Origin of the sequence: Agrobacterium sp. ST15.13.013 (genome assembly GCF_027956525.1) — a bacterium.
GTDB classification, from domain to species: Bacteria; Pseudomonadota; Alphaproteobacteria; order Rhizobiales; family Rhizobiaceae; genus Agrobacterium; species Agrobacterium salinitolerans.
Genome location: NZ_JAQKGP010000027.1, coordinates 36844 through 55851 on the forward strand (window position 1 = coordinate 36844; position 19008 = coordinate 55851).

Below are 19008 nucleotides of genomic sequence, written 5' to 3' on the forward strand. Positions count from 1 at the left end.
GAAATTTCGACGCGCCCGCATCACATCGATAGCGGAAAAGATTTACTGAAAGGAGAGCCAGATATGGCTACCGTAAAAGTCGATGCCGCCAACTTCCAGTCCGAAGTCCTCGAATCCGCCGAACCCGTCGTGGTGGATTTCTGGGCTGAATGGTGCGGCCCGTGCAAGATGATTGCGCCGAGCCTTGAAGAAATTTCGTCCGAGTTGGCCGGCAAGGTCAAGGTCGCGAAGCTCAACATCGACGAAAACCCGGAACTCGCGGCCCAGTTCGGTGTGCGTTCCATCCCGACGCTCGCCATGTTCAAGGGCGGCGAAGTGGCCGACATCAAGGTTGGCGCTGCCCCCAAGACAGCGCTCTCAGCCTGGATTTCCGGCGCCGCATAAGCAATATCAATGGAATGAGAAAGCCCGGCATCGCTGCCGGGCTTTTTTTATTGGGGAACCGTGCCGTTAAGGGCAAGCGCGTTGCCGGCAAGATAAAGCGAGCCCCCGATCAGGATGCGCGGCGCTGGTCCTTCGGCATTAAAACGGCGCGACAGCTCTTCCAGAGCATGCGTCAGCGACGATGTGGGCGCTGCCACCAGACCGGCATCAAAAGCGGCATGGGCAAGCACGACGGGATCGATCGCCGCATCCGTGCCACCGATCGGCACCGTGAAGACATATTCTGCTATATCGGCGAAAGCCTTGAAATACCCCACCGGATCCTTGGTATTGATCATGCCCGCGATGATGAAGAGCGGGCGCGGCGTCTTTTCCTCAAAGCCGGCCATGGCCTCGGCAATCACTTCACCCGCACCGGGGTTATGACCGCCATCGATCCAGATTTCCGAATCCTTCGGGGTCATTTCAGCGATTTTGCCGGTCAGGATGCGCTGAAGACGGCCGGGCCATTCCACGGAGGTCATGGCCTTTTCAATCATCCGTTCCGTCACCTCAAAACCGGCTGCTTTCACAGCGCGGATCGCTGCGGCGGCATTGGCGAGCTGATGGCGGCCGGGAAGCCTTGGCAACGGCGCATCCGTCAGGCCGAACTCATCCTGATAGACCATGCGGCCGAATTCTTCATGGGCGGAAAAATCCTGCCCATAAACGGAGACCGGGCAACCAATACGTTCGGCCGTCGCGACAAGCGTGTCTAGTGCGGCGTCATATTCCTGGTGGCCAATGACGACAGGCGAGCCCTTTTTCATGATACCGGCCTTTTCGGCAGCGATCAGTTCCACGCGGTCGCCGAGATAAGCCTGGTGATCAAGCGAGATTGGCATAATGACGGAAACCGCCGGGTTATTGATGACATTGGTCGCATCGAAACGGCCGCCCAAGCCAACCTCAACGACCGCAGCATCGGCGGGCTGTTCCGCAAAAAGCACGAACATAGCCGCAGTCAGGATTTCGAAAACCGTGATTGTCTGACCAGCATTGGCAGCTTCAATGCGGCGCAGCGCATCCGCAAATATCTCGTCTTCGACGTAACGGCCTTTATCGCCCGCCACGCCAATACGGTATCGTTCGTGCCAATTTACCAGATGCGGCGAGATATGAACGTGGACAGAGAGCCCTGCAGCCTCGAGCAGGGCCCGGCAAAAGGCGCTGACGGAGCCCTTGCCATTGGTGCCCGCCACGTGGATCACTGGCGGCATTCTGTTTTGCGGATTGCCGAGTTTTTCGAGAAGACGGGAAATTCTGTCGAGTGAAAGATCAAACCCCTTGGGGTGGAGCTGCATCAGCTCTTCAATGATCTTTTCGGCCTCACCGATCGCGGGCTTCGTCATGTCTTCCGTTCGCCTTTCAGGCGTTTTGCTTGCCATTTGTCCGCCGCCCCAAAAATGAAATCAGGCAACGTATAGCATCATCCCGAAGGCAATTTATGCCTCCGGGCGACATATTTTTTTTCCTCAGGCCGAAGCGGCCAGCGGGACGACGGCGTTTGCGTTGTCGGCAGGCGCCTTGGTCATGATTTTGAGCATATTGGCCAGCGTGTCGGGGATTTCGCGGCGGTCAATCACCATGTCCACCATGCCGTGTTCAAGCAGATATTCCGAGGTCTGGAAGCCTTCGGGAAGTTTTTCGCGAATGGTCTGCTCAATCACACGCTTGCCTGCGAAGCAAATCTCGGCGCCCGGCTCGGCGATATGCACATCGCCCAGCATGGCGTAGGAGGCCGTGACGCCGCCGGTCGTCGGGTTCGTCAGAACCACGATATAGGGCATGCCGGCTTCTTTGAGCATGTTGACTGCAACCGTCGTGCGCGGCAGCTGCATCAGCGACAGAATGCCTTCCTGCATGCGCGCGCCACCCGATGCCGGGAACATGACGAGCGGGCAGCGCTCGGAAATGGCGCGCTCGAAGGCTTTGACGATGGCTTCGCCGGCGGCAATGCCGAGCGATCCGCCCATGAACTGGAATTCGTGCACGACGGCGACGATCTTCAGGCCTTTCAAGAGGCCCACACCGGCAAGGATCGTATCTTCCTGTTCGGTCTTCGTGCGGCTGTCGCGCAGACGGTCGGTGTATTTTTTGGAATCGCGGAACTTCAAGGGGTCCTGCGCGACCTTCGGCTGGACCAAGGCCTCATAGACGCCATCATCGAAAAGATCGGCAAGGCGTGCCTTGGCCGGCATCTTCATATGGTAACCGGAAGCCGGGATGACCCACTTATTGTCTTCCAGATCCTTGTGGAAGACCATCTCGCCCGTTTCCGGGCACTTGATCCATAGGTTCTCCGGAACCTCCGGGCGGCGGCCAAGCATGGAATTGATCCGCGGCCGAACGTAATTGGTGATCCAGTTCAACTGTCTACTCCTGACTGGGCCGCGCGCTTATTCCGCAGCGGCAAGGCGCGATGCACGCACGCCCGTTGAAAGTCCTTTTACCAGCGTCGTAACGGCCGGCACGGTATCGGCGGTCGCCTGCCCGTCCTTGGTCAGGCTGCCCGCAATCTGGTTGACGATGGCCGAACCGACCACAACGCCATCCGCCACGGCGCCGATCGCTTTTGCATGATCGGCCGTCTTGACACCGAAACCGACACAGACCGGCAGTTCCGTATGCGCCTTGATACGACCGACAGCGCCCGAGATCAACGAGGGATCGGGAAGTGCTGAACCGGTGATACCGTTCATCGAGACATAATAGACGAAACCTGAGGTATTTTTAAGGACGGCAGGCAGGCGCTTGCCATCGGTCGTGGGTGTCGCCAGACGGATGAAATTGATGCCGCGCGCGAGTGCCGGGATGCAGAGTTCATCGTCCATTTCCGGCGGCAGATCGACCACGATCAAGCCATCGACGCCAGCCGCGAGCGCATCGTCCAGAAATTTCTCCACACCGTAGATATAGATCGGATTATAGTATCCCATCATCACGATCGGCGTTGCATCGTCTTGCCTGCGGAATTCGCGGGCGAGATCGAGCGTGGTTTTCAGCGTCTGTCCGCCCTTCAGCGCGCGCTGGCCGGCCAGCTGAATGGCCGGGCCATCCGCCATCGGGTCGGAAAAGGGCATGCCGAGTTCGATGACGTCAGCGCCCGCTTCCGGCAGCGCCTTCATGATGCCGAGCGAGGTTTCGAAATCCGGGTCGCCGCCCATGAAATAGGTAATCAGAGCCGGGCGGTTTTCAGCGCGCAGATCGGCAAAGCGCTTGTCCATACGTGCAGTCATGATCTTATACATCCATTCCAAGGAACTTGCTGACGGTGTGGACATCCTTGTCGCCACGGCCGGAGAGGTTCATCAGGATGATCTCATCCTTCCCCATCTTCGGCGCGCGCTTGATGACCTCGGCCAAGGCATGGCTCGGCTCGAGAGCCGGGATGATACCTTCAAGGCGGGTCAGCATCTGGAAGGCGTCCAGCGCCTCATGGTCCATGATCGGCACATATTCCACGCGGCCGATATCACTCAACCAGGAGTGCTCGGGGCCGATGCCGGGATAATCGAGGCCGGCGGAAATGGAATGGCCTTCCTTGATCTGGCCATCCTCATCCTGCAGCAGATAGGTGCGGTTGCCATGCAGCACGCCGGGGGAGCCGGCCGTGATCGAGGCACAGTGTTCTTCGCCCGACAGGCCTTTGCCGCCAGCTTCGACGCCGACGATGCGCACGCTTTTGTCATCGAGGAAAGGATGGAAGATGCCGATGGCGTTCGAGCCGCCGCCGACAGCCGCGATAACCATATCCGGCAGGCGACCTTCCGCCTCCAGCATCTGTGCCTTGGCTTCCTCGCCGATAACCGCCTGGAAATCACGGACCATTTCCGGATAGGGATGCGGGCCGGCCGCGGTGCCGATCAGGTAATAGGTATCCTCGACATTGGTGACCCAGTCGCGCAGGGCCTCGTTCATGGCGTCCTTGAGCGTGCCATGACCGGCCGTGACCGGCTTCACCTCGGCACCCAGAAGCTTCATGCGGAACACATTCGGGGCCTGACGGGCGACATCGGTCGCGCCCATGTAAACGACGCAAGGCAGGCCGAAGCGCGCCGCAACGGTTGCCGAGGCAACGCCGTGCTGGCCGGCACCGGTTTCGGCAATGATGCGGGTCTTGCCCATGCGCTTGGCAAGCAGAATCTGGCCGAGGCAATTATTGATCTTGTGCGAACCCGTGTGGTTCAGCTCTTCGCGCTTGAAATAAATCTTCGCGCCGCCAAGTTCCGCCGTCAGGCGCTCCGCAAAATAAAGCGGGCTCGGGCGGCCGGTATAGTGCGCGCCAAGATGCTTGAGTTCCGCCTGAAACGCGGGATCGGTCTTGGCCTTATCCCATTCCGCCTGCAAATCCAGAATGAGCGGCATCAGCGTTTCGGCAACGAAGCGACCTCCGTAAATGCCAAAACGTCCGTCCTCATCAGGACCAGCGCGAAAAGAATTGGGTGTTGGCGCGTCGTTCACTTCAAGCTCCCTTTGGGCCTTTCGACCAATCATTCACCACATCAAAAAACGCATCTATCATGGACAAATCCTTGACGCCCGGCGCGCTTTCGACGCCGGACGACAAATCTAGTCCGCCTGCCTTGGTTTCCGCCAGAGCCTCGGCGACATTGTCCTTATTCAGCCCACCGGAAAGCATGTAATCTACACTTTCGTCAAGTGAGCGCAGAATCGTCCAGTCAAACGAGATGCCGTTTCCACCCGGCAGGTCGGAACCGGCAGGCGCCTTGGCATCCAGCAGGAAACGGTCGGCAATGCCAATATAAGGCTCGATTTTGGCGAGATCACCGGCATCGCGAATGGAAATCGCCTTCATGACAGGCAGACCGTAAAGCGCCTTGATGTTCAGCAGCCGCTCCGGGCTTTCGCTGCCATGCAGTTGCAGAATGTCCGGCCTTACGAGATCAATAATTTCATCGAGATAATCATTGTCGGCATCGACGGTGACGGCAACCACCTTGGCGGCGCCACGGGCGGCTTCGGCCAGCCTGCCGGCAAGATCCGGCTCGATGTAGCGCGGGCTTTTTTCAAAGAAAATAAAACCGACATGGGACGCACCGCGCCTGATGGCGCGCTCCAGCGTTTCCGGTGTCTTCAATCCGCAAATCTTGATATCCGGTTTCATACCCGCGACCTGACATGAAATGCGACAAGAGTCGAGCCAAATCGCATCCCTTTTTGATGGAATGTTTCACGTGAATCCAGATGGCGATGCCCGCCGCCAGTTTCAATCGAAATCGATGGCGTGAAGTCGGGAGCCATGGCGTTTCAGCCAGTCCTTGGCTTCATTGGTGTGGGGGCAGAGCTTTTCGCACAGTGCCCAGAATTTCGGGCCATGGTTCATTTCGCTCAGATGCGCGACCTCATGGGCTGCGAGATAATCGATGACGCTTTCCGGGGCCATGACGATGCGCCAGGAGAAACTCAAGTTTCCATCATGGGAACAGGAGCCCCAGCGGCTGCGTGTATCCTTCATGCTGATGGATCGCACCGGCCTGCCGGCGGCGCGGGCGTGAATGGCAACCAACCGTTCCAAATCAGCCTTTGCTTCCTTTTTCAGGAAAGTCGCGATCCGCCGTCTCAGATGCTCGGGCGCGCCGCTGACTTTCAGAACAGCCGCACCATCAGCGTCTTTCGCGACGTGGGTCAGGCCCCTCAGGCTGCCGGTGTGTTCGATGCGATGGGAGGTGCCTCTGATATCGATGGTCGCACCGGGACGCAGACCGTCATCAGGGCTGAACTTCTGAAGCTTGCCCTCCAGCCAGCCCTGATGCCTTTCGAGAAAATCGTCGACCTGACGGTGATGCAGGCCCATCGGGATCGTCAGCTTCAGCGCCCGGCCGCCCGGCTCGATGCGCAAGGTGATGCGCGTGGCCCGCGGGTTTTCCCTGACCGTGATCGGCACCTGCCGGCCCGCAACCGCGACGGTGCGCTGGCTCGGCACGATCTTCTTTGGCGCCGGCGACTTCAGGGACTTTCTGAGGAGCGAAAACATGAAGCCTTCATAACCGATTCGTCCATCCCTTGGCCACGCAAATGCGCGGCGTCACCTGCCGTTTTGCCTTAGGCTGTCTGGTGTTTGCCAATGAAATCCAGCATGCGCGGCACTATTTCCTTGCGGAAGCGCGAACCGTTGAAGACGCCGTAATGCCCTACATCCGGTTGCATGTAGTGTGCGCGTTTATCTTCAGGGATGTTACGGCAGAGATCATGGGCCGCCTTCGTCTGGCCAACGCCGGAAATATCGTCATTCTCCCCTTCGACAGTGAACAATGCGACCTTGCGAATAGCAGCGGGATCGACCGCCCTACCCCGATGCCGCATGTTCCCCTTCGGAAGCGCATGGTCGATGAAGACGGTTTCCACCGTCTGCAGATAGAATTCCGCCGTCAGGTCCATGACGGCCAGATATTCATCGTAAAATTCGCGGTGTTTTTCTGCGGAATCGCCGTCATTCTTGATCAGGTTGAGGTAAAAATCCTTATGCGCCGTCATGTGCTTGTCGAGGTTCATCGACATGAAACCGGAGAGTTGCAGAAAGCCGGGATAGACATTGCGGCCGAAGGCGGGCTGGGGCCACGGCACCTGCATGACGACATTATCGCGGAACCATTCGATTGGCTTCGCCGTGGCCAGGCCATTGACGGCTGTGGGATTGATGCGCGTATCGATAGGACCGCCCATCAGCGTCATGGATGCCGGTGCAAATTTATCGCCATCGGCCTCCATAAGCGAAACGGCGGCCAGAACAGGCACGGACGGTTGACAGACGGCGACCACATGCGCGCCTGGACCAATCTCGCGCAGCATGTCGATGACATAACTGATGTAATCGTCAAGATCGAAGGTCCCATCACTCACCGGCACCATGCGGGCATCGATCCAATCGGTAATGTAAATATCTGCCGAAGGCAGCAAGGCCTCCACGGTGCCCCGCAGCAATGTGGCATAATGGCCGGACATCGGCGCAACCAGCAGCACCTTCGGCTCGGGCCGGCGGGCAGGATCGACCTCTTTTTTGAAATGAACGAGATTGCAGAACGGACGCGACCAGACGGTCTCTTCGGCAACGGCGACGGTCTCACCGTCGACAATAGTCGTGGCAAGTCCGAATTCCGGTTTGACATAACGGCGCGTCAGGCGTTCGAAAACCTCGAAGCCAGCATCGAGGCTTCTTCCGAAAGCCGTGCTGGAAAGCGGGTTCATAGGATTGTTGCAGGCCTGGCGCATCATATCGGCACCGGCGCGCAGCGGCGCCATGGCTGCATGGTTCATTTCATAGAGGTGGTAGAACACTGATGACGCCTCCCTCGCGATCACGCTCTTTTTTTCAACCATAGCAGCTTTTCGCAGGTGCACAAAATTTAAGGCGCCGGCGGTTTCCCGCCAGCGCCTCACTTTCCGTTGAACGCCGTAGCGATCAGATATCGGCGACGAAAGTCTGCTTCTGGGAACCGAGGCCCTCGATACCGAGTTCCACGACGTCACCAGCCTTCAGGTAACGCGGCGGCTTCAGGCCCATGCCGACGCCGGGGGGGGTGCCGGTGGAAATGACATCGCCGGGATGCAGCGACATGAACTGGCTGAGATAGGAGACAACGTGGGCAACGCCGTAAACCATGGTTTTGCTGGAGCCATCCTGCATTGTCTGGCCGTTCACCTTCAGCCACATGCCGAGGTTCTGCGGATCGGTGATTTCGTCCTTCGTCACCAGCCATGGGCCGATGGGGCCGAAAGTGTCGCAGGACTTACCCTTGGTCCACTGACCGGCACGCTCCGTCTGGAAGGCGCGCTCGGAAACATCGTGCGAAACGCAATAACCGGCGACATAGTCGAGAGCATCGGCTTCCGAGACATATTTCGCGGTCTTGCCGATGACGACGCCAAGCTCGACTTCCCAGTCGGTCTTTTCCGAACCGCGCGGAATGGTGACGTTATCGTTCGGACCGACAATGGCCGAGGTCGCCTTCATGAAAATGACCGGTTCCGGCGGTACGGTCGCACCTGTTTCGGCGGCGTGGTCGGAGAAATTGAGGCCGATGCAGATGAATTTTCCCGTTCCGGCAACGCAGGCGCCGATGCGCTTTTCGTTCAGCACCGGAAGTGTGCCGAGGTCGATCGCGGCGATCTTCTTGAGACCCTCTGGAGAAATGGCATCGCCGCCAATGTCTTTGACATGGGCGGACAGATCGCGGACTTTTCCTTCCGCGTCGAGAATGGCTGGTTTTTCCTGGCCGGGCTGGCCAACACGCATCAATTTCATGGAACTCTCTCCCGGTTGTCAGACAAGGTGATGCATATATGAACGATGCATTCATACTTGTCACCCCTTGACTGAGCCAAGTTTCGAAAAATACCTTTTCCTTCCCTTCAATCATAAGGACATGGCTCGTGACGAACAGTAATTCCCGGCAATCAGAATATCCCGTCGATCCCCTCTTCCTCGATCGCTGGTCTCCACGCGCCTTCGATGGCCACGCCATGCCGCAAGAGCATCTGATGACCATTCTGGATGCCGCGCACTGGGCGCCGTCTGCCTCCAACTATCAGCCATGGCGGTTTGTCTATGCGCACAAGGATAGCGAAGACTGGCCGCTCTTCGTGGAACTGCTGATGGAGGGAAACCAGCGCTGGGCAAAAAATGCCTCCGTGCTGCTCTTCGTCACTTCCCGCGACCACAACATCTCGCGTGAAGGCGAGAAAAAGCCATCCGCTACCCATTCCTTTGATGCGGGTGCCGCCTGGTTTTCGCTTGCCATGCAGGCACATCTGCTCGGTTACCACGCGCACGGCATGGGTGGCATATTGAAGGATAAAATCGTTGAAAAACTGAACATTCCGGAAGGCTACAAGGTTGAGGCCGCGGTCGCCATCGGCACGCTGACCGACAAGTCCGTTCTCCCTGATGATCTAGCGGAGCGGGAAGTGCCGAGCAAGCGTCTGCCCCTTTCGGAGGTGGCCTTCGAAGGTCGCTTCACCGGCAAGGTTGATTGATGTTCTCAGAACGACAAAAGGCCCGGCGGAATTGACCGCCGGGCCTTTTGTTAAAGTTTCGTTTCACGTGAATCGTTCCGCGAAACGCTCCACAGGATTAGATATCGAGGTTCGCGACGCTAAGCGCGTTTTCCTGGATGAAGTCGCGACGCGGCTCCACTTCGTCGCCCATCAGGCGGGCAAACAGGCCGTCGGCATCGGTGGCGTCGTTGACCTTGACCTGGAGAAGCGAGCGAACATTGGCGTCAAGCGTCGTTTCCCACAGCTGCTCGGCATTCATTTCGCCGAGACCCTTATAACGCTGCATGGAAAGACCCTTGCGGCCAGCGGCAAAAATTGCATCCAGAAGCGCGCGCGGACCGGCCAGTTCCATCGTGCCGTCCTTGCGTTGCAGGACCGGCGGCGTGGCGTAGATATCGCGCATACGAGCTGCGAGCTGATCGATATGGCGGGCATCGGCCGAACCGAGCAGGCCCATATCCAGCGTCGAGACTTCCTTGACGCCGCGCACCATGCGCTCGAAGCGCAAGCCGCCATCCTGCAGCACCGTGCCGGACCAGCCACGTTCGGTTTCTTCCGCGATCATGTCGAGACGCCGTGCCACTTCAGCAACGGTCTCCTCGGCGCGGGCGGCATCGGCCGAAAGCTCGGGGTTCAGCGCGCCGGCTATCGCCGCCTGTTCCACGATCGAGCGGCTGTAACGGGAATGAAGCCCGTCGATCAGCGAACGCATGCGCAGCGCATCGAGAATGACTTCGCGAAGATCGGCGCCGACGCGAACCTCACCGGTGCCGAGGGTCAGCGATGCTTCCTCAAGACCCATCGAAATGAGGTATTCTTCCAGCGCCTTCTCATCCTTGAGGTACTGCACGGATTTGCCACGCGTGACCTTATAAAGCGGCGGCTGGGCGATATAGAGATGGCCGCGCTCGATCAGTTCCGGCATCTGGCGGAAGAAGAAGGTCAAGAGCAGGGTACGGATGTGAGCGCCGTCGACGTCAGCATCCGTCATGATGATGATCTTGTGGTAACGCAGCTTGTCGGCGTTGAACTCATCCTTGCCGATGGAGGTGCCGAGCGCTGTAATCAGCGTGCCGATTTCCTGGCTGGACAACATCTTGTCGAAACGGGCGCGTTCTACATTGAGGATCTTGCCGCGCAGCGGCAGGATGGCCTGAGTCTCGCGCGAGCGGCCCTGCTTGGCCGAACCGCCAGCGGAGTCACCCTCGACGAGGAAAAGTTCGGATTTCGCCGGATCGCGCTCTGAGCAATCGGCAAGCTTGCCGGGCAAAGAGGCGATATCGAGAGCGCCCTTGCGGCGCGTCAGTTCGCGTGCCTTGCGGGCAGCTTCGCGGGCAACCGCCGCTTCCACCACCTTGCCGACCAGAATTCGTGCGTCGGAAGGATGTTCTTCCAGCCAGGTGGAGAGCGCTTCGTTGACAAGGCTTTCCACGACCGGACGCACTTCGGACGAAACGAGCTTGTCTTTCGTCTGCGAGGAAAATTTGGGGTCGGGAACCTTGACGGAAAGAATGGCCGTCAGACCTTCACGGCAGTCCTCGCCCTGCAGGCTCACCTTTTCCTTTTTCAGGATGCCCGAGGTTTCCGCATAGGAGGTTACCTGACGGGTCAGCGCCGCGCGGAAACCGGCCATATGGGTGCCGCCGTCGCGCTGGGGAATGTTGTTGGTGAAGCAGAGCACATTCTCGTGGTAGCTGTCGTTCCACCAAAGCGCGACCTCAACCGTAATGCCGTCCTTTTCACCCTTGATGGCGACTGGCTTGTCAACCAGCGGCTTCTTGGCGCGGTCGAGATAACGGACGAAGGCTTCGAGACCGCCATCATACAGCAGCTCTTCCTGCTTGACGTCGGAATGGCGCTTGTCTGTCAGCAGAATGCGCACGCCGGAATTCAGGAATGCGAGTTCGCGCAGGCGATGCTCCAGCGTTCCATAATCATAGTCCGTCATGGTGAAGGTCTGCGGGCTTGCCAGGAAGGTCACTTCCGTGCCCGAGCGGCCTTCATATTCGCCAATGACGGAAAGCGGCGCATCGGCGACACCATGGGTGAAGCCGATTTCATGCACCTTGCCATTGCGGCGGATTCTGAGCTTCAGCCAGACGGAAAGCGCGTTCACCACCGAGACGCCGACGCCGTGCAGACCACCGGAAACCTTATAGGAGTTCTGGTCGAATTTACCGCCCGCATGCAGCTGGGTCATGATGACTTCAGCGGCGGAAACGCCTTCGGAAGAATGGATGTCGGTTGGAATGCCGCGCCCGTTATCCGTCACCGTCACCGATCCGTCAGCGTTCAGCGTCACCGTCACCAGATCGGCATGGCCGGCAAGCGCTTCATCGATGGCGTTGTCGACGACCTCATAGACCATGTGGTGCAAGCCGGAACCGTCATCGGTATCGCCGATATACATGCCGGGCCGTTTGCGCACGGCATCAAGGCCCTTGAGGACCTTGATCGAATCGGCTCCATATTCCGCGTTCGCGCCGACTTCGCTTGACGATGTTTCGGTCATAAATACTCTTTCCAAAGTTTTCTCGGGCCAGGTTTCCAGTGAGAGGGCCTGAAGCCAGCGAATCACTCAAATCCGACATGCGACTATAGAAATTCTACACCCAATCCCAAAGGCCGCATGCTTCAGGATGCTGCATAAAGCAGGGGATAGAGGGGTTTCAATCGCAAGAACGGCTTTTTTGCAGCACGGCTGACAGTTCCTCTACCACACTCGGCGGCAGCTTGCGAATATCCCGTGCCAGCCGGTTGGCGAAAGCCGTATATTGCGGCGGCAGGCCGATGGTGTCGATAACCACTTTCGGGTCGGACGAGCCGGCCAGAAAGAACAATTCCTCCGCCTCGTCCCAGATGATGTTGAAATAACCGGCAATGCGCTGCAGCAGATCAAAGCTCGGCTTGCCGCGCTTGCCGTGCTCCAGCGCCGAAAGATAGGCGGGCGACACGCCGATGGCGGCGGCCATTTCCTTCTGCGTCACGCCCTTGCGCTCGCGAAGCTGCCGCACGGCCTCCGCAAAAGGTGTCATGATTTTTCACCGCGCCGACGCGCCAGCCGCACATAAAGCGCGCCGTCGCCGCCGTGATTGGCGGATGCATCCTCATAGGATGAAATCAGGTGGCGATATTCCGGTTTGGAAAACCACATGGGCACCGCCCTTTTTAGCGCACCGTCGCTGCCGATGGAACGGCCCTTGCCCGTTATGACGAGCACATGCCTCAGACCGCGTTCATGCGCGCGCAACAGAAAATCAAGCAGCACCGCATGAGCTTCGCTCTGGAACATACCGTGCAGATCGATCCGCCCTTCCAGCGGTAGCCGGCCACGGGTGAGCTTGCGCTTGACCGGTTTTTCCATCGGCTGATGAATTTTCGGCTTTTTGTCCGGAGCCGCTGATGGCGGCTCGGCAGGCTCCGCAAGCATGCGCGGAAAGCTGCTTTTTCCGGTCTGGGAAACCTCGGGTTCAACCAGAGGTTCCTCCATGTCCTCGAAAGCCAGCAAATCTTCCAGTCTGCCGGAGATCGGCCGCGTGGTTTTTGCAACCTTTCCCCACAGAATGCGCTCTTCCTTGCCGAGCTTGCGACTGGTCTTCATCACCGATACCTCTGCGCAGCCATCTGCGGTATCAGTATATAAAAGTCGGCCTCATTGCGCACCGTACCGGCAAGCTCTCCTGCTTCGAAACCGGAACCAGTGAAGATATCGCCACGGGCCGGGCCGACAATGGCTGAACCCGTATCGAGCGCCAGCATCAGCCGCGCAAAAGGTTTTCCGTCATCGAGATGCGTAAGCGACGGTGAATGGATGAAGAAGGGAAGCCCGAACGTGTGGATGAGCCTGTCCACCGCAAGCGCGCGCCCCGCGACCAACGGAACCTTCGCAGCCGCAATCGGCCCCATATCCTGACCGGCGACATCCGCCTCCCGGAAAAAAATATAGGAGCGGTTATGCCATAGTACCCCATCCACCTCGTCGGGATGGTCAGCGAGCCATTTGCGGATCGTCTGCATCGACACGGTTTTCGGATCGAGTTCCCCGCGATCGATAAGCAGACGGCCAATCGGTGAAAAAGCATGCCCGGCCTTTGCCGCATAGGTGATGCGCTTTACCGCGCCATCGCGAAACACCAGACGCGCCGCACCCTGTACATGGACGAAAAACACGTCGACCTTCGATCTTGCCCAGGCAATCTCAAGGCCCCTGCCCTCCAGATACCCTTCATCGATCTCCCGCCGGTCGGGAAAATAGCAAATACCGTTTTCATCCGCTCTGCCGAAAGCATAGGACGTATCGAAACCGGCTGGCCGATTGGCGTCATCTATATCCACCAGTTCGGGCGGACGGCGGTAAATCGGATAACGCCAGATGTCGTCGGGTTCAGATGACACTTCCAGTTCGGGTTCGTAAAAAGCGGTCACGAAACCGCTTTTTCCCGGAGCCGAAGAAATCCTGAAAGGCACGCAATTGGTTTCGAAAAACCGGCGCGCCTGCTCCGGGCTGTCTATTGGGTTTTTCTCTGCGCTTTCCAGAAGCGAAACCAGTTCCGCTGCCGTGACCCCGAGCGCGCCTGTCCTGTAGGGTTTTGCGTTCCGAAGGTGCGACAGGATTGTCGCCATCGCCGGAAAAAGCTTGCCCGGATCGTCTTGCCGCCATCCGGGCAGGTCGCTGAAAGAAACTTCTTCGATCGAAAAGGGCGCGGTCATTGCTCGGATTCGGTGGCGATCAGCTTCCAGTTCGGATCGCGCGAGCGGATATCGCGCGAGAAGGTCCAGATGTCGTCCACCTCCGCAACCGCATCCGGATCGCCATCCACCAGCTTGCCATCCTTGTCATAGGTCGCCGAAATCAGCTGGCTGACGATCCTCAGGGTGATCTGCACTTCGGAATCACGCACACTGGCCTGGGTGATATCTGCCTTCTCGATGCCCACGAAGGTGGACTTCACCACCTCGCCACGACCTTCCCTCTCGGAAATGGCCGCCTCGAAACCGTCAAAAACCTCCTTCGACAGAAGGTTCTTGAGCGTCTTGCGGTCGCCATCGGCAAAGCCCATGACGATCATTTCATAGGCCATGCGGGCGCCGTTCAGGAATTCCTTCGGCCCGAAGGACGGGTCCCTGGTCATCACCTCACGCAGAGCCGCATTGAGCGGCGTATCGACGGGCGCAAGCGCGTCCGCCTCGGCAAAACGGTTTTCGTCGTCCCCCTCGCTGCGCTTTGGCAAGGTCACGACCTTATTATCATCTGCAACCGGGCCCTTCACCGCATCTCGCGGGCTATAGGGGTCGAATGGCGGCTTCTCATTGCCCGTGCGGCGGCCGAGGACACTGCGCAGCTGAAAAAAGATCAGCACCGCTGCAACGAGAAAAAACAATGTGATAAAGTCGCTAAAGCCCATCTTTTACCAAAACCGCCATTTAAATTCGAAAACTACACCATCATATAGTCTGCATCTTATCATCATTCAAATGCGCAGATTCAATCATCGGTGTCCCGGGAACCGGCAATCTGCCAGAGATGCACACGCAAGGCTAGAAGATGCGTTTTTCCTTTCTCCCCATCGTCATCCTGATGATGCCCATCCTCGAAATTGCCGGTTTCATCATTATTGGCAAGGCAATCGGTTTGTGGCTGACATTGGCGCTTGTCCTGTTCACCTCGTTTCTGGGGCTGCTCATCCTGCGGCTCGGAGGCATCGGCATGGTGAGAAACCTCCAGGACGCGGGGCGTACCGGCGCGCAGCCGGCGGATGAGTTGGTGAATGGCGCCATGCGCGTCGTTGCCGGGATCCTGCTTTTCATTCCCGGTTTCATTACCGACATTCTCGGCCTTCTGCTTCTGTCGCCCACCGTACGGCGCTTTTTCTGGAAGGCCTTCGGGCCGCGCGTCGTCGTTGCTGGTTCCTTTCGGCACTCCGGCCAGCAATCTGGTTCTCAGCCCGGAGATTTTTCCGGCTTTCGGAATGACCCGGGACATACGGGCAATTCGAAGGTAGTGGATCTCGACGAGGAAGAGTTTCATCGCGACGAGCCAAAGGATGATTCCCCATGGTCGCGCAAACCGGACAATCGCGACCTGCCAAAACCCTGATCCCGGGCGGAACGGATCGCTTTGACCCGATCACGAAGGGTTGTAAGCCCCCGGTCGAAATGGTAGACCGCCTTCCACGAATTCATGCCGTGAGGAAATGTAATGACCGCTGAAAATGGTGCACAGGACGCAGTAAGTCCTTCCCTCAACATTCTTGCCCAGTACATCAAGGATCTTTCCTTCGAAAATCCGGGTGCTCCTCGCTCGCTTCAGGCACGTGACAATGCGCCGTCGATTAATATCAATGTCAACGTCAACGCAAACCCGATCTCCGGTTCGGATTTCGATGTTGTTCTGACGCTGAACGCGGAAGCCAAGGATGGCGACAAGGTGTTGTTCGCGGCCGAACTGGTTTACGGCGGCGTGTTCCGCATTGCCGGCTTCCCGCAGGAACATATGCTGCCGGTGCTGTTCATCGAATGCCCGCGCCTGTTGTTCCCTTTCGCGCGCCAGATCATTGCGGACGTTACCCGCAATGGCGGTTTCCCGCCGCTGATGATCGATCCAATCGATTTCGCGCAGATGTTCGCCCAGCGCGTTGCCGAGGAACAGGCCAAGGCCAAGGTTCAGGCGGTACCGAACTAAGTGACGCGGCTCTGCGCTGCAGAATTCAGACAAAACAAAACCCGGGTTCATGCCCGGGTTTTTCTTTGACGGCATTCACCGTTTACAGTGCCTGGACAGGTATCAATTCTGGTAACGGTTCCAGATCGCCTTGTCGCCCATGCCGAGAACAAGTTTACCGTGGGCCGCGACCGTTTCCGCATCCAGCCTGGAGGGCAAAGCCCGCGGCCTTTGCAGCGGCTCAAGCGGTACATCATCCTCGACAATGATGGTTTCCTGCTTGGCGGCGGAACCGAAACCGAGCGCCGTCTGGCGCCCGCCAATCATTTCAATATAAACCTCGGCGAGCAGTTCGGAGTCGAGAAGCGCGCCGTGCTTGGTGCGATGGGAATTGTCGATGCCGTAACGACGGCAAAGCGCGTCCAGCGAGTTCGGTCCCATCGGGTGCTTGCGACGGGCGAGCGAAAGCGTATCCGTCACCAGCTCGCCAGAGACCGGTTCAATACCGAGACGGGCAAATTCGGCGTTGATGAAGCCCATGTCGAACGTGGCGTTGTGCGCCACCCAGCGCGCACCCTCGAAGAAGTCACGAATCTGGTCGACGACCTCAGCGAATTTGGGTTTATCCTTCAGAAACTCATCGGTAATCCCGTGAACGGCAAGTGCGTCGGGGTGAACCTTGCGATCTTCCGGGCTGATGTACAGATGCAGAGTTCGGCCGGTGGGAAAGTGGTTGATCAACTCGATGCCGCCGATTTCAATCACGCGGTCCAGCTTCGATTCGAGCCCCGTAGTTTCCGTATCGAAAATGATCTCACGCATTCATATCTCCGCGGCGCGACTGAGCGGCCAGTTTCTGCAGAATCTCTTTTACCTGATCCCTTGCCGCTTCGACACCATTTCCGGAATCGACGATAAAGTCGGCACGCCGGCGCTTTTCCACATCGGGCATCTGGCGGGTGAGGATCATTTCGAATTTCTCCTCCGTCATTCCCGGTCGGGACAAAACTCGCTCTCGCTGAATCTCCGGCGCGCAACTGACCACAACGACTTTATCGACGCGGCTTTCCGCCCCGGTTTCGAACAGCAGCGGAATATCGAGGAGGGCGAATTGCCGATCCTCTTTCCTTGCTTGAGCCAGAAAAGCCTCCTGCCTTCCACGCACCAGCGGATGTACGATCTCTTCCAGTCTGCTAAAATTAGCCGGATTCTGCCGCAAGATCTCACCGAGTTTCTGCCTGTCCACCGCACCGGAAACGGTCGTGCCCGGAAAGGCCGCTTCGATCAGCGGGGCGGCTTCCGCCCGGTAAAGCCCGTGCACGACCTCATCGGAATCGAGAACCGGAACGCCTTCTCCCGCGAACAACCTCGCCGTCGTCGTTTTTCCCATTCCAATCGAGCCGGTGAGACCGATGACGATCATCAATGTTTCTCCATATCCTCGATGATGAGAGAACGCAGGGCCTCATCGACCTCCGGCGTTTTGCCGAACCACCGCTCGAAGCCGGGTTTTGCCTGGTGAAGCAGCATGCCGAGCCCGTCGACGGTAGCCATGCCCTGCTGTTCCGCCATTTTGAGGATCGGGGTTTTCAGCGGCACATAGACGATATCGGTTACGACGGCCTGGGCGGCCAGCAGCGAAAAATCAAGATGCGGCGCTTCCGTTCCGTCCATGCCGAGCGACGTCGTATTCACGAAAAGTCCGGCACCCTGCATGACCTCATAAAGCGCTGCCTGGGGATGGGAAAAAACCCGCGGTCCAAAACGGTCGGCCAGTTCGCGGGCCCGTTCGACGGTACGGTTGAGGACGTGGATTTCGGCAATGCCGCGATCACGAAGCGATTGGATGACCGCCCGGCTTGCACCGCCAGCGCCTAGAACCACGGCCCGCTCGGCCCTGTCCCAACCCGGATGTCGCTCATCGAGATTGGAGACAAAACCATAACCATCCGTATTCGTAGAGTGGAGTTCGCCCTCCTCCATCCAGACCGTGTTGGCGGCACCGAGTTCTTCCGCCAGCGCATCGGGCCTGTCTGCCAGCCGATAAGCCGCTTCCTTATGGGGAATGGTGACATTGCCACCGACGGCCGTGCCCGGTTTTCCTTGCTTCAGCGTTGCAATGAAATTCGCAAAATCATCCGGGGAGACTTCCACAGCCTTGTAGGAACCGGCAATGCCGAATTTCTTCAGCCAATAAGAATGGATGATGGGCGATCGGGAATGCTTGATCGGATAGCCGACAACGAATGCGTTTATGGTTAATGTTTCACGTGAATCAGCCATCGATAACGTCCATGTCGCGCAGTTTGGATAAAAGCGGCAGAAGCGGCAAGCCGAGAATCGTGAAATAGTCACCCTCGATCGAGGTGAATAGCTGGATTCCTTCTCCTTCGAGCTGGTACGCACCGACACTGCTCAAGGCCTTTTCTCCCACCCGTTGCAGGTGGCGGGAGACAAATTCGGCGCTCAAAGTCCGAACGGTCAGCTCAGCGCTGGAAACAATCTGCCACACCACCTCACCATGTTGTACGAGAACGGCGGCGCTGTTCAGGCGGTGAACCTTGCCGGACAATGACAGGAGATGCGATTCGGCCTCCGCCATGGTTTTTGGCTTGTGATAGACGCGGGCGCCGAGCGCCATGGTCTGGTCGCAGCCGAGAACCAATGCTCCGGGATAGAGCCTGCTGACGGCAAGAGCCTTGGCCCTGGCGAGTTCCAGTGCCACCTCTTCCGGGCTGGCTCCGTCTCGTTCCAGCTGTTCATCGAGCGCGCGCTCGTCAATATCCGCCGGGATGGCTAAAAATGTCAGCCCCGCATTGCGCATCAACATCTGGCGGGATGCGCTGGACGAGGCGAGGATCAGTTCCTGTTTCATCGACTGTCTGCTCCGAATGATGCGATTCGGA

General features: G+C 58.2%; 21 protein-coding genes. 4 read left to right on the plus strand and 17 right to left on the minus strand.

Annotated elements, in window-relative coordinates; all coding sequences use genetic code 11:
* The first annotated feature begins 63 nt into the window (after positions 1–63).
* Complete coding sequence (gene trxA, locus PL597_RS21765; RefSeq protein ID WP_003505361.1) at positions 64–384, plus strand: thioredoxin; 321 nt, start codon at positions 64–66, stop codon at positions 382–384.
* Between the two features lie 47 nt (positions 385–431).
* On the opposite strand, the gene PL597_RS21770 is transcribed toward trxA, so the two are convergent.
* From PL597_RS21770 to PL597_RS21805, 8 genes are all read right to left on the minus strand, one after another.
* The gene (locus PL597_RS21770) at positions 432–1811 is read right to left on the minus strand and encodes a bifunctional folylpolyglutamate synthase/dihydrofolate synthase (protein WP_271366223.1); all 1380 of its coding nucleotides are present in this window, start codon (positions 1809–1811) and stop codon (positions 432–434) included.
* 87 nt (positions 1812–1898) lie between these two features.
* Positions 1899–2795, minus strand: coding sequence for an acetyl-CoA carboxylase, carboxyltransferase subunit beta (gene accD / locus PL597_RS21775; RefSeq protein WP_077983688.1), 897 nt, complete (start codon positions 2793–2795; stop codon positions 1899–1901).
* A gap of 27 nt (positions 2796–2822) precedes the next feature.
* Positions 2823–3662 (minus strand): tryptophan synthase subunit alpha, encoded by an 840-nt coding sequence (trpA, locus tag PL597_RS21780; protein WP_080793324.1) that lies wholly within the window; start codon positions 3660–3662, stop codon positions 2823–2825.
* Between the two features lie 4 nt (positions 3663–3666).
* The gene (gene trpB, locus PL597_RS21785) at positions 3667–4887 is read right to left on the minus strand and encodes a tryptophan synthase subunit beta (RefSeq protein WP_077983723.1); all 1221 of its coding nucleotides are present in this window, start codon (positions 4885–4887) and stop codon (positions 3667–3669) included.
* A gap of 1 nt (position 4888) precedes the next feature.
* Positions 4889–5551: a phosphoribosylanthranilate isomerase gene (locus tag PL597_RS21790; RefSeq protein ID WP_077983687.1), complete on the minus strand. Its 663-nt coding sequence runs from the start codon at positions 5549–5551 to the stop codon at positions 4889–4891.
* A gap of 102 nt (positions 5552–5653) precedes the next feature.
* The gene (locus tag PL597_RS21795) at positions 5654–6421 is read right to left on the minus strand and encodes a M48 family metallopeptidase (RefSeq protein WP_142912877.1); all 768 of its coding nucleotides are present in this window, start codon (positions 6419–6421) and stop codon (positions 5654–5656) included.
* 68 nt (positions 6422–6489) lie between these two features.
* Positions 6490–7722: a polyhydroxyalkanoate depolymerase gene (locus PL597_RS21800; RefSeq protein ID WP_217004278.1), complete on the minus strand. Its 1233-nt coding sequence runs from the start codon at positions 7720–7722 to the stop codon at positions 6490–6492.
* A 124-nt stretch (positions 7723–7846) separates the two neighbouring features.
* Entirely contained in the window at positions 7847–8689 is an 843-nt protein-coding gene (locus PL597_RS21805) for a fumarylacetoacetate hydrolase family protein (protein ID WP_137412375.1), read from the minus strand.
* A 128-nt stretch (positions 8690–8817) separates the two neighbouring features.
* Here PL597_RS21805 and PL597_RS21810 point away from each other — a divergent pair, with 128 nt between their 5' ends.
* Complete coding sequence (locus PL597_RS21810; RefSeq protein ID WP_173990412.1) at positions 8818–9420, plus strand: nitroreductase family protein; 603 nt, start codon at positions 8818–8820, stop codon at positions 9418–9420.
* Positions 9421–9517: 97 nt separating this feature from the next.
* Here the strand turns inward: PL597_RS21810 and gyrB are convergent, their stop codons facing one another.
* The 5 genes from gyrB to PL597_RS21835 form a co-directional block, all read right to left on the minus strand.
* Positions 9518–11953: a DNA topoisomerase (ATP-hydrolyzing) subunit B gene (gene gyrB / locus PL597_RS21815; protein ID WP_077983721.1), complete on the minus strand. Its 2436-nt coding sequence runs from the start codon at positions 11951–11953 to the stop codon at positions 9518–9520.
* A 157-nt stretch (positions 11954–12110) separates the two neighbouring features.
* Positions 12111–12476 (minus strand): helix-turn-helix domain-containing protein, encoded by a 366-nt coding sequence (locus tag PL597_RS21820; RefSeq protein ID WP_003521160.1) that lies wholly within the window; start codon positions 12474–12476, stop codon positions 12111–12113.
* The gene (locus tag PL597_RS21825; RefSeq protein ID WP_077983682.1) at positions 12473–13042 is read right to left on the minus strand and encodes a Smr/MutS family protein; all 570 of its coding nucleotides are present in this window, start codon (positions 13040–13042) and stop codon (positions 12473–12475) included. The genes PL597_RS21820 and PL597_RS21825 overlap by 4 nt, the downstream gene beginning before the upstream one ends.
* Positions 13042–14151, minus strand: coding sequence for a murein transglycosylase A (mltA, locus tag PL597_RS21830; RefSeq protein ID WP_269827344.1), 1110 nt, complete (start codon positions 14149–14151; stop codon positions 13042–13044). Before mltA ends, PL597_RS21825 begins: the two co-directional genes overlap by 1 nt.
* Complete coding sequence (locus PL597_RS21835; protein WP_142912881.1) at positions 14148–14846, minus strand: Tim44/TimA family putative adaptor protein; 699 nt, start codon at positions 14844–14846, stop codon at positions 14148–14150. The genes mltA and PL597_RS21835 overlap by 4 nt, the downstream gene beginning before the upstream one ends.
* Positions 14847–14986: 140 nt before the next feature.
* On the opposite strand from PL597_RS21835, the gene PL597_RS21840 reads away from it, so the two are divergent.
* Complete coding sequence (locus PL597_RS21840) at positions 14987–15538, plus strand: FxsA family protein (protein ID WP_271366226.1); 552 nt, start codon at positions 14987–14989, stop codon at positions 15536–15538.
* Positions 15539–15640: 102 nt separating this feature from the next.
* A complete protein-coding gene (gene secB / locus PL597_RS21845) occupies positions 15641–16123 on the plus strand; it encodes a protein-export chaperone SecB (protein WP_077983679.1) in 483 nt (160 codons plus the stop codon).
* 102 nt (positions 16124–16225) lie between these two features.
* Here the strand turns inward: secB and dnaQ are convergent, their stop codons facing one another.
* From dnaQ to PL597_RS21865, 4 genes are read right to left on the minus strand one after another with little or no spacing between them, the layout of a single operon-like run.
* Positions 16226–16924 (minus strand): DNA polymerase III subunit epsilon, encoded by a 699-nt coding sequence (gene dnaQ / locus PL597_RS21850; protein WP_269827342.1) that lies wholly within the window; start codon positions 16922–16924, stop codon positions 16226–16228.
* Positions 16917–17525 carry a dephospho-CoA kinase gene (gene coaE / locus PL597_RS21855; RefSeq protein ID WP_271366227.1) on the minus strand — a complete coding sequence of 203 codons (609 nt, stop codon included), beginning with the start codon at positions 17523–17525 and terminating at the stop codon, positions 16917–16919. The genes dnaQ and coaE overlap by 8 nt, the downstream gene beginning before the upstream one ends.
* Positions 17525–18385, minus strand: coding sequence for a shikimate dehydrogenase (locus tag PL597_RS21860; protein WP_271366228.1), 861 nt, complete (start codon positions 18383–18385; stop codon positions 17525–17527). The genes coaE and PL597_RS21860 overlap by 1 nt, the downstream gene beginning before the upstream one ends.
* Positions 18378–18977: a Maf-like protein gene (locus PL597_RS21865; protein WP_142912885.1), complete on the minus strand. Its 600-nt coding sequence runs from the start codon at positions 18975–18977 to the stop codon at positions 18378–18380. Before PL597_RS21865 ends, PL597_RS21860 begins: the two co-directional genes overlap by 8 nt.
* Positions 18978–19008 lie beyond the last annotated feature (31 nt).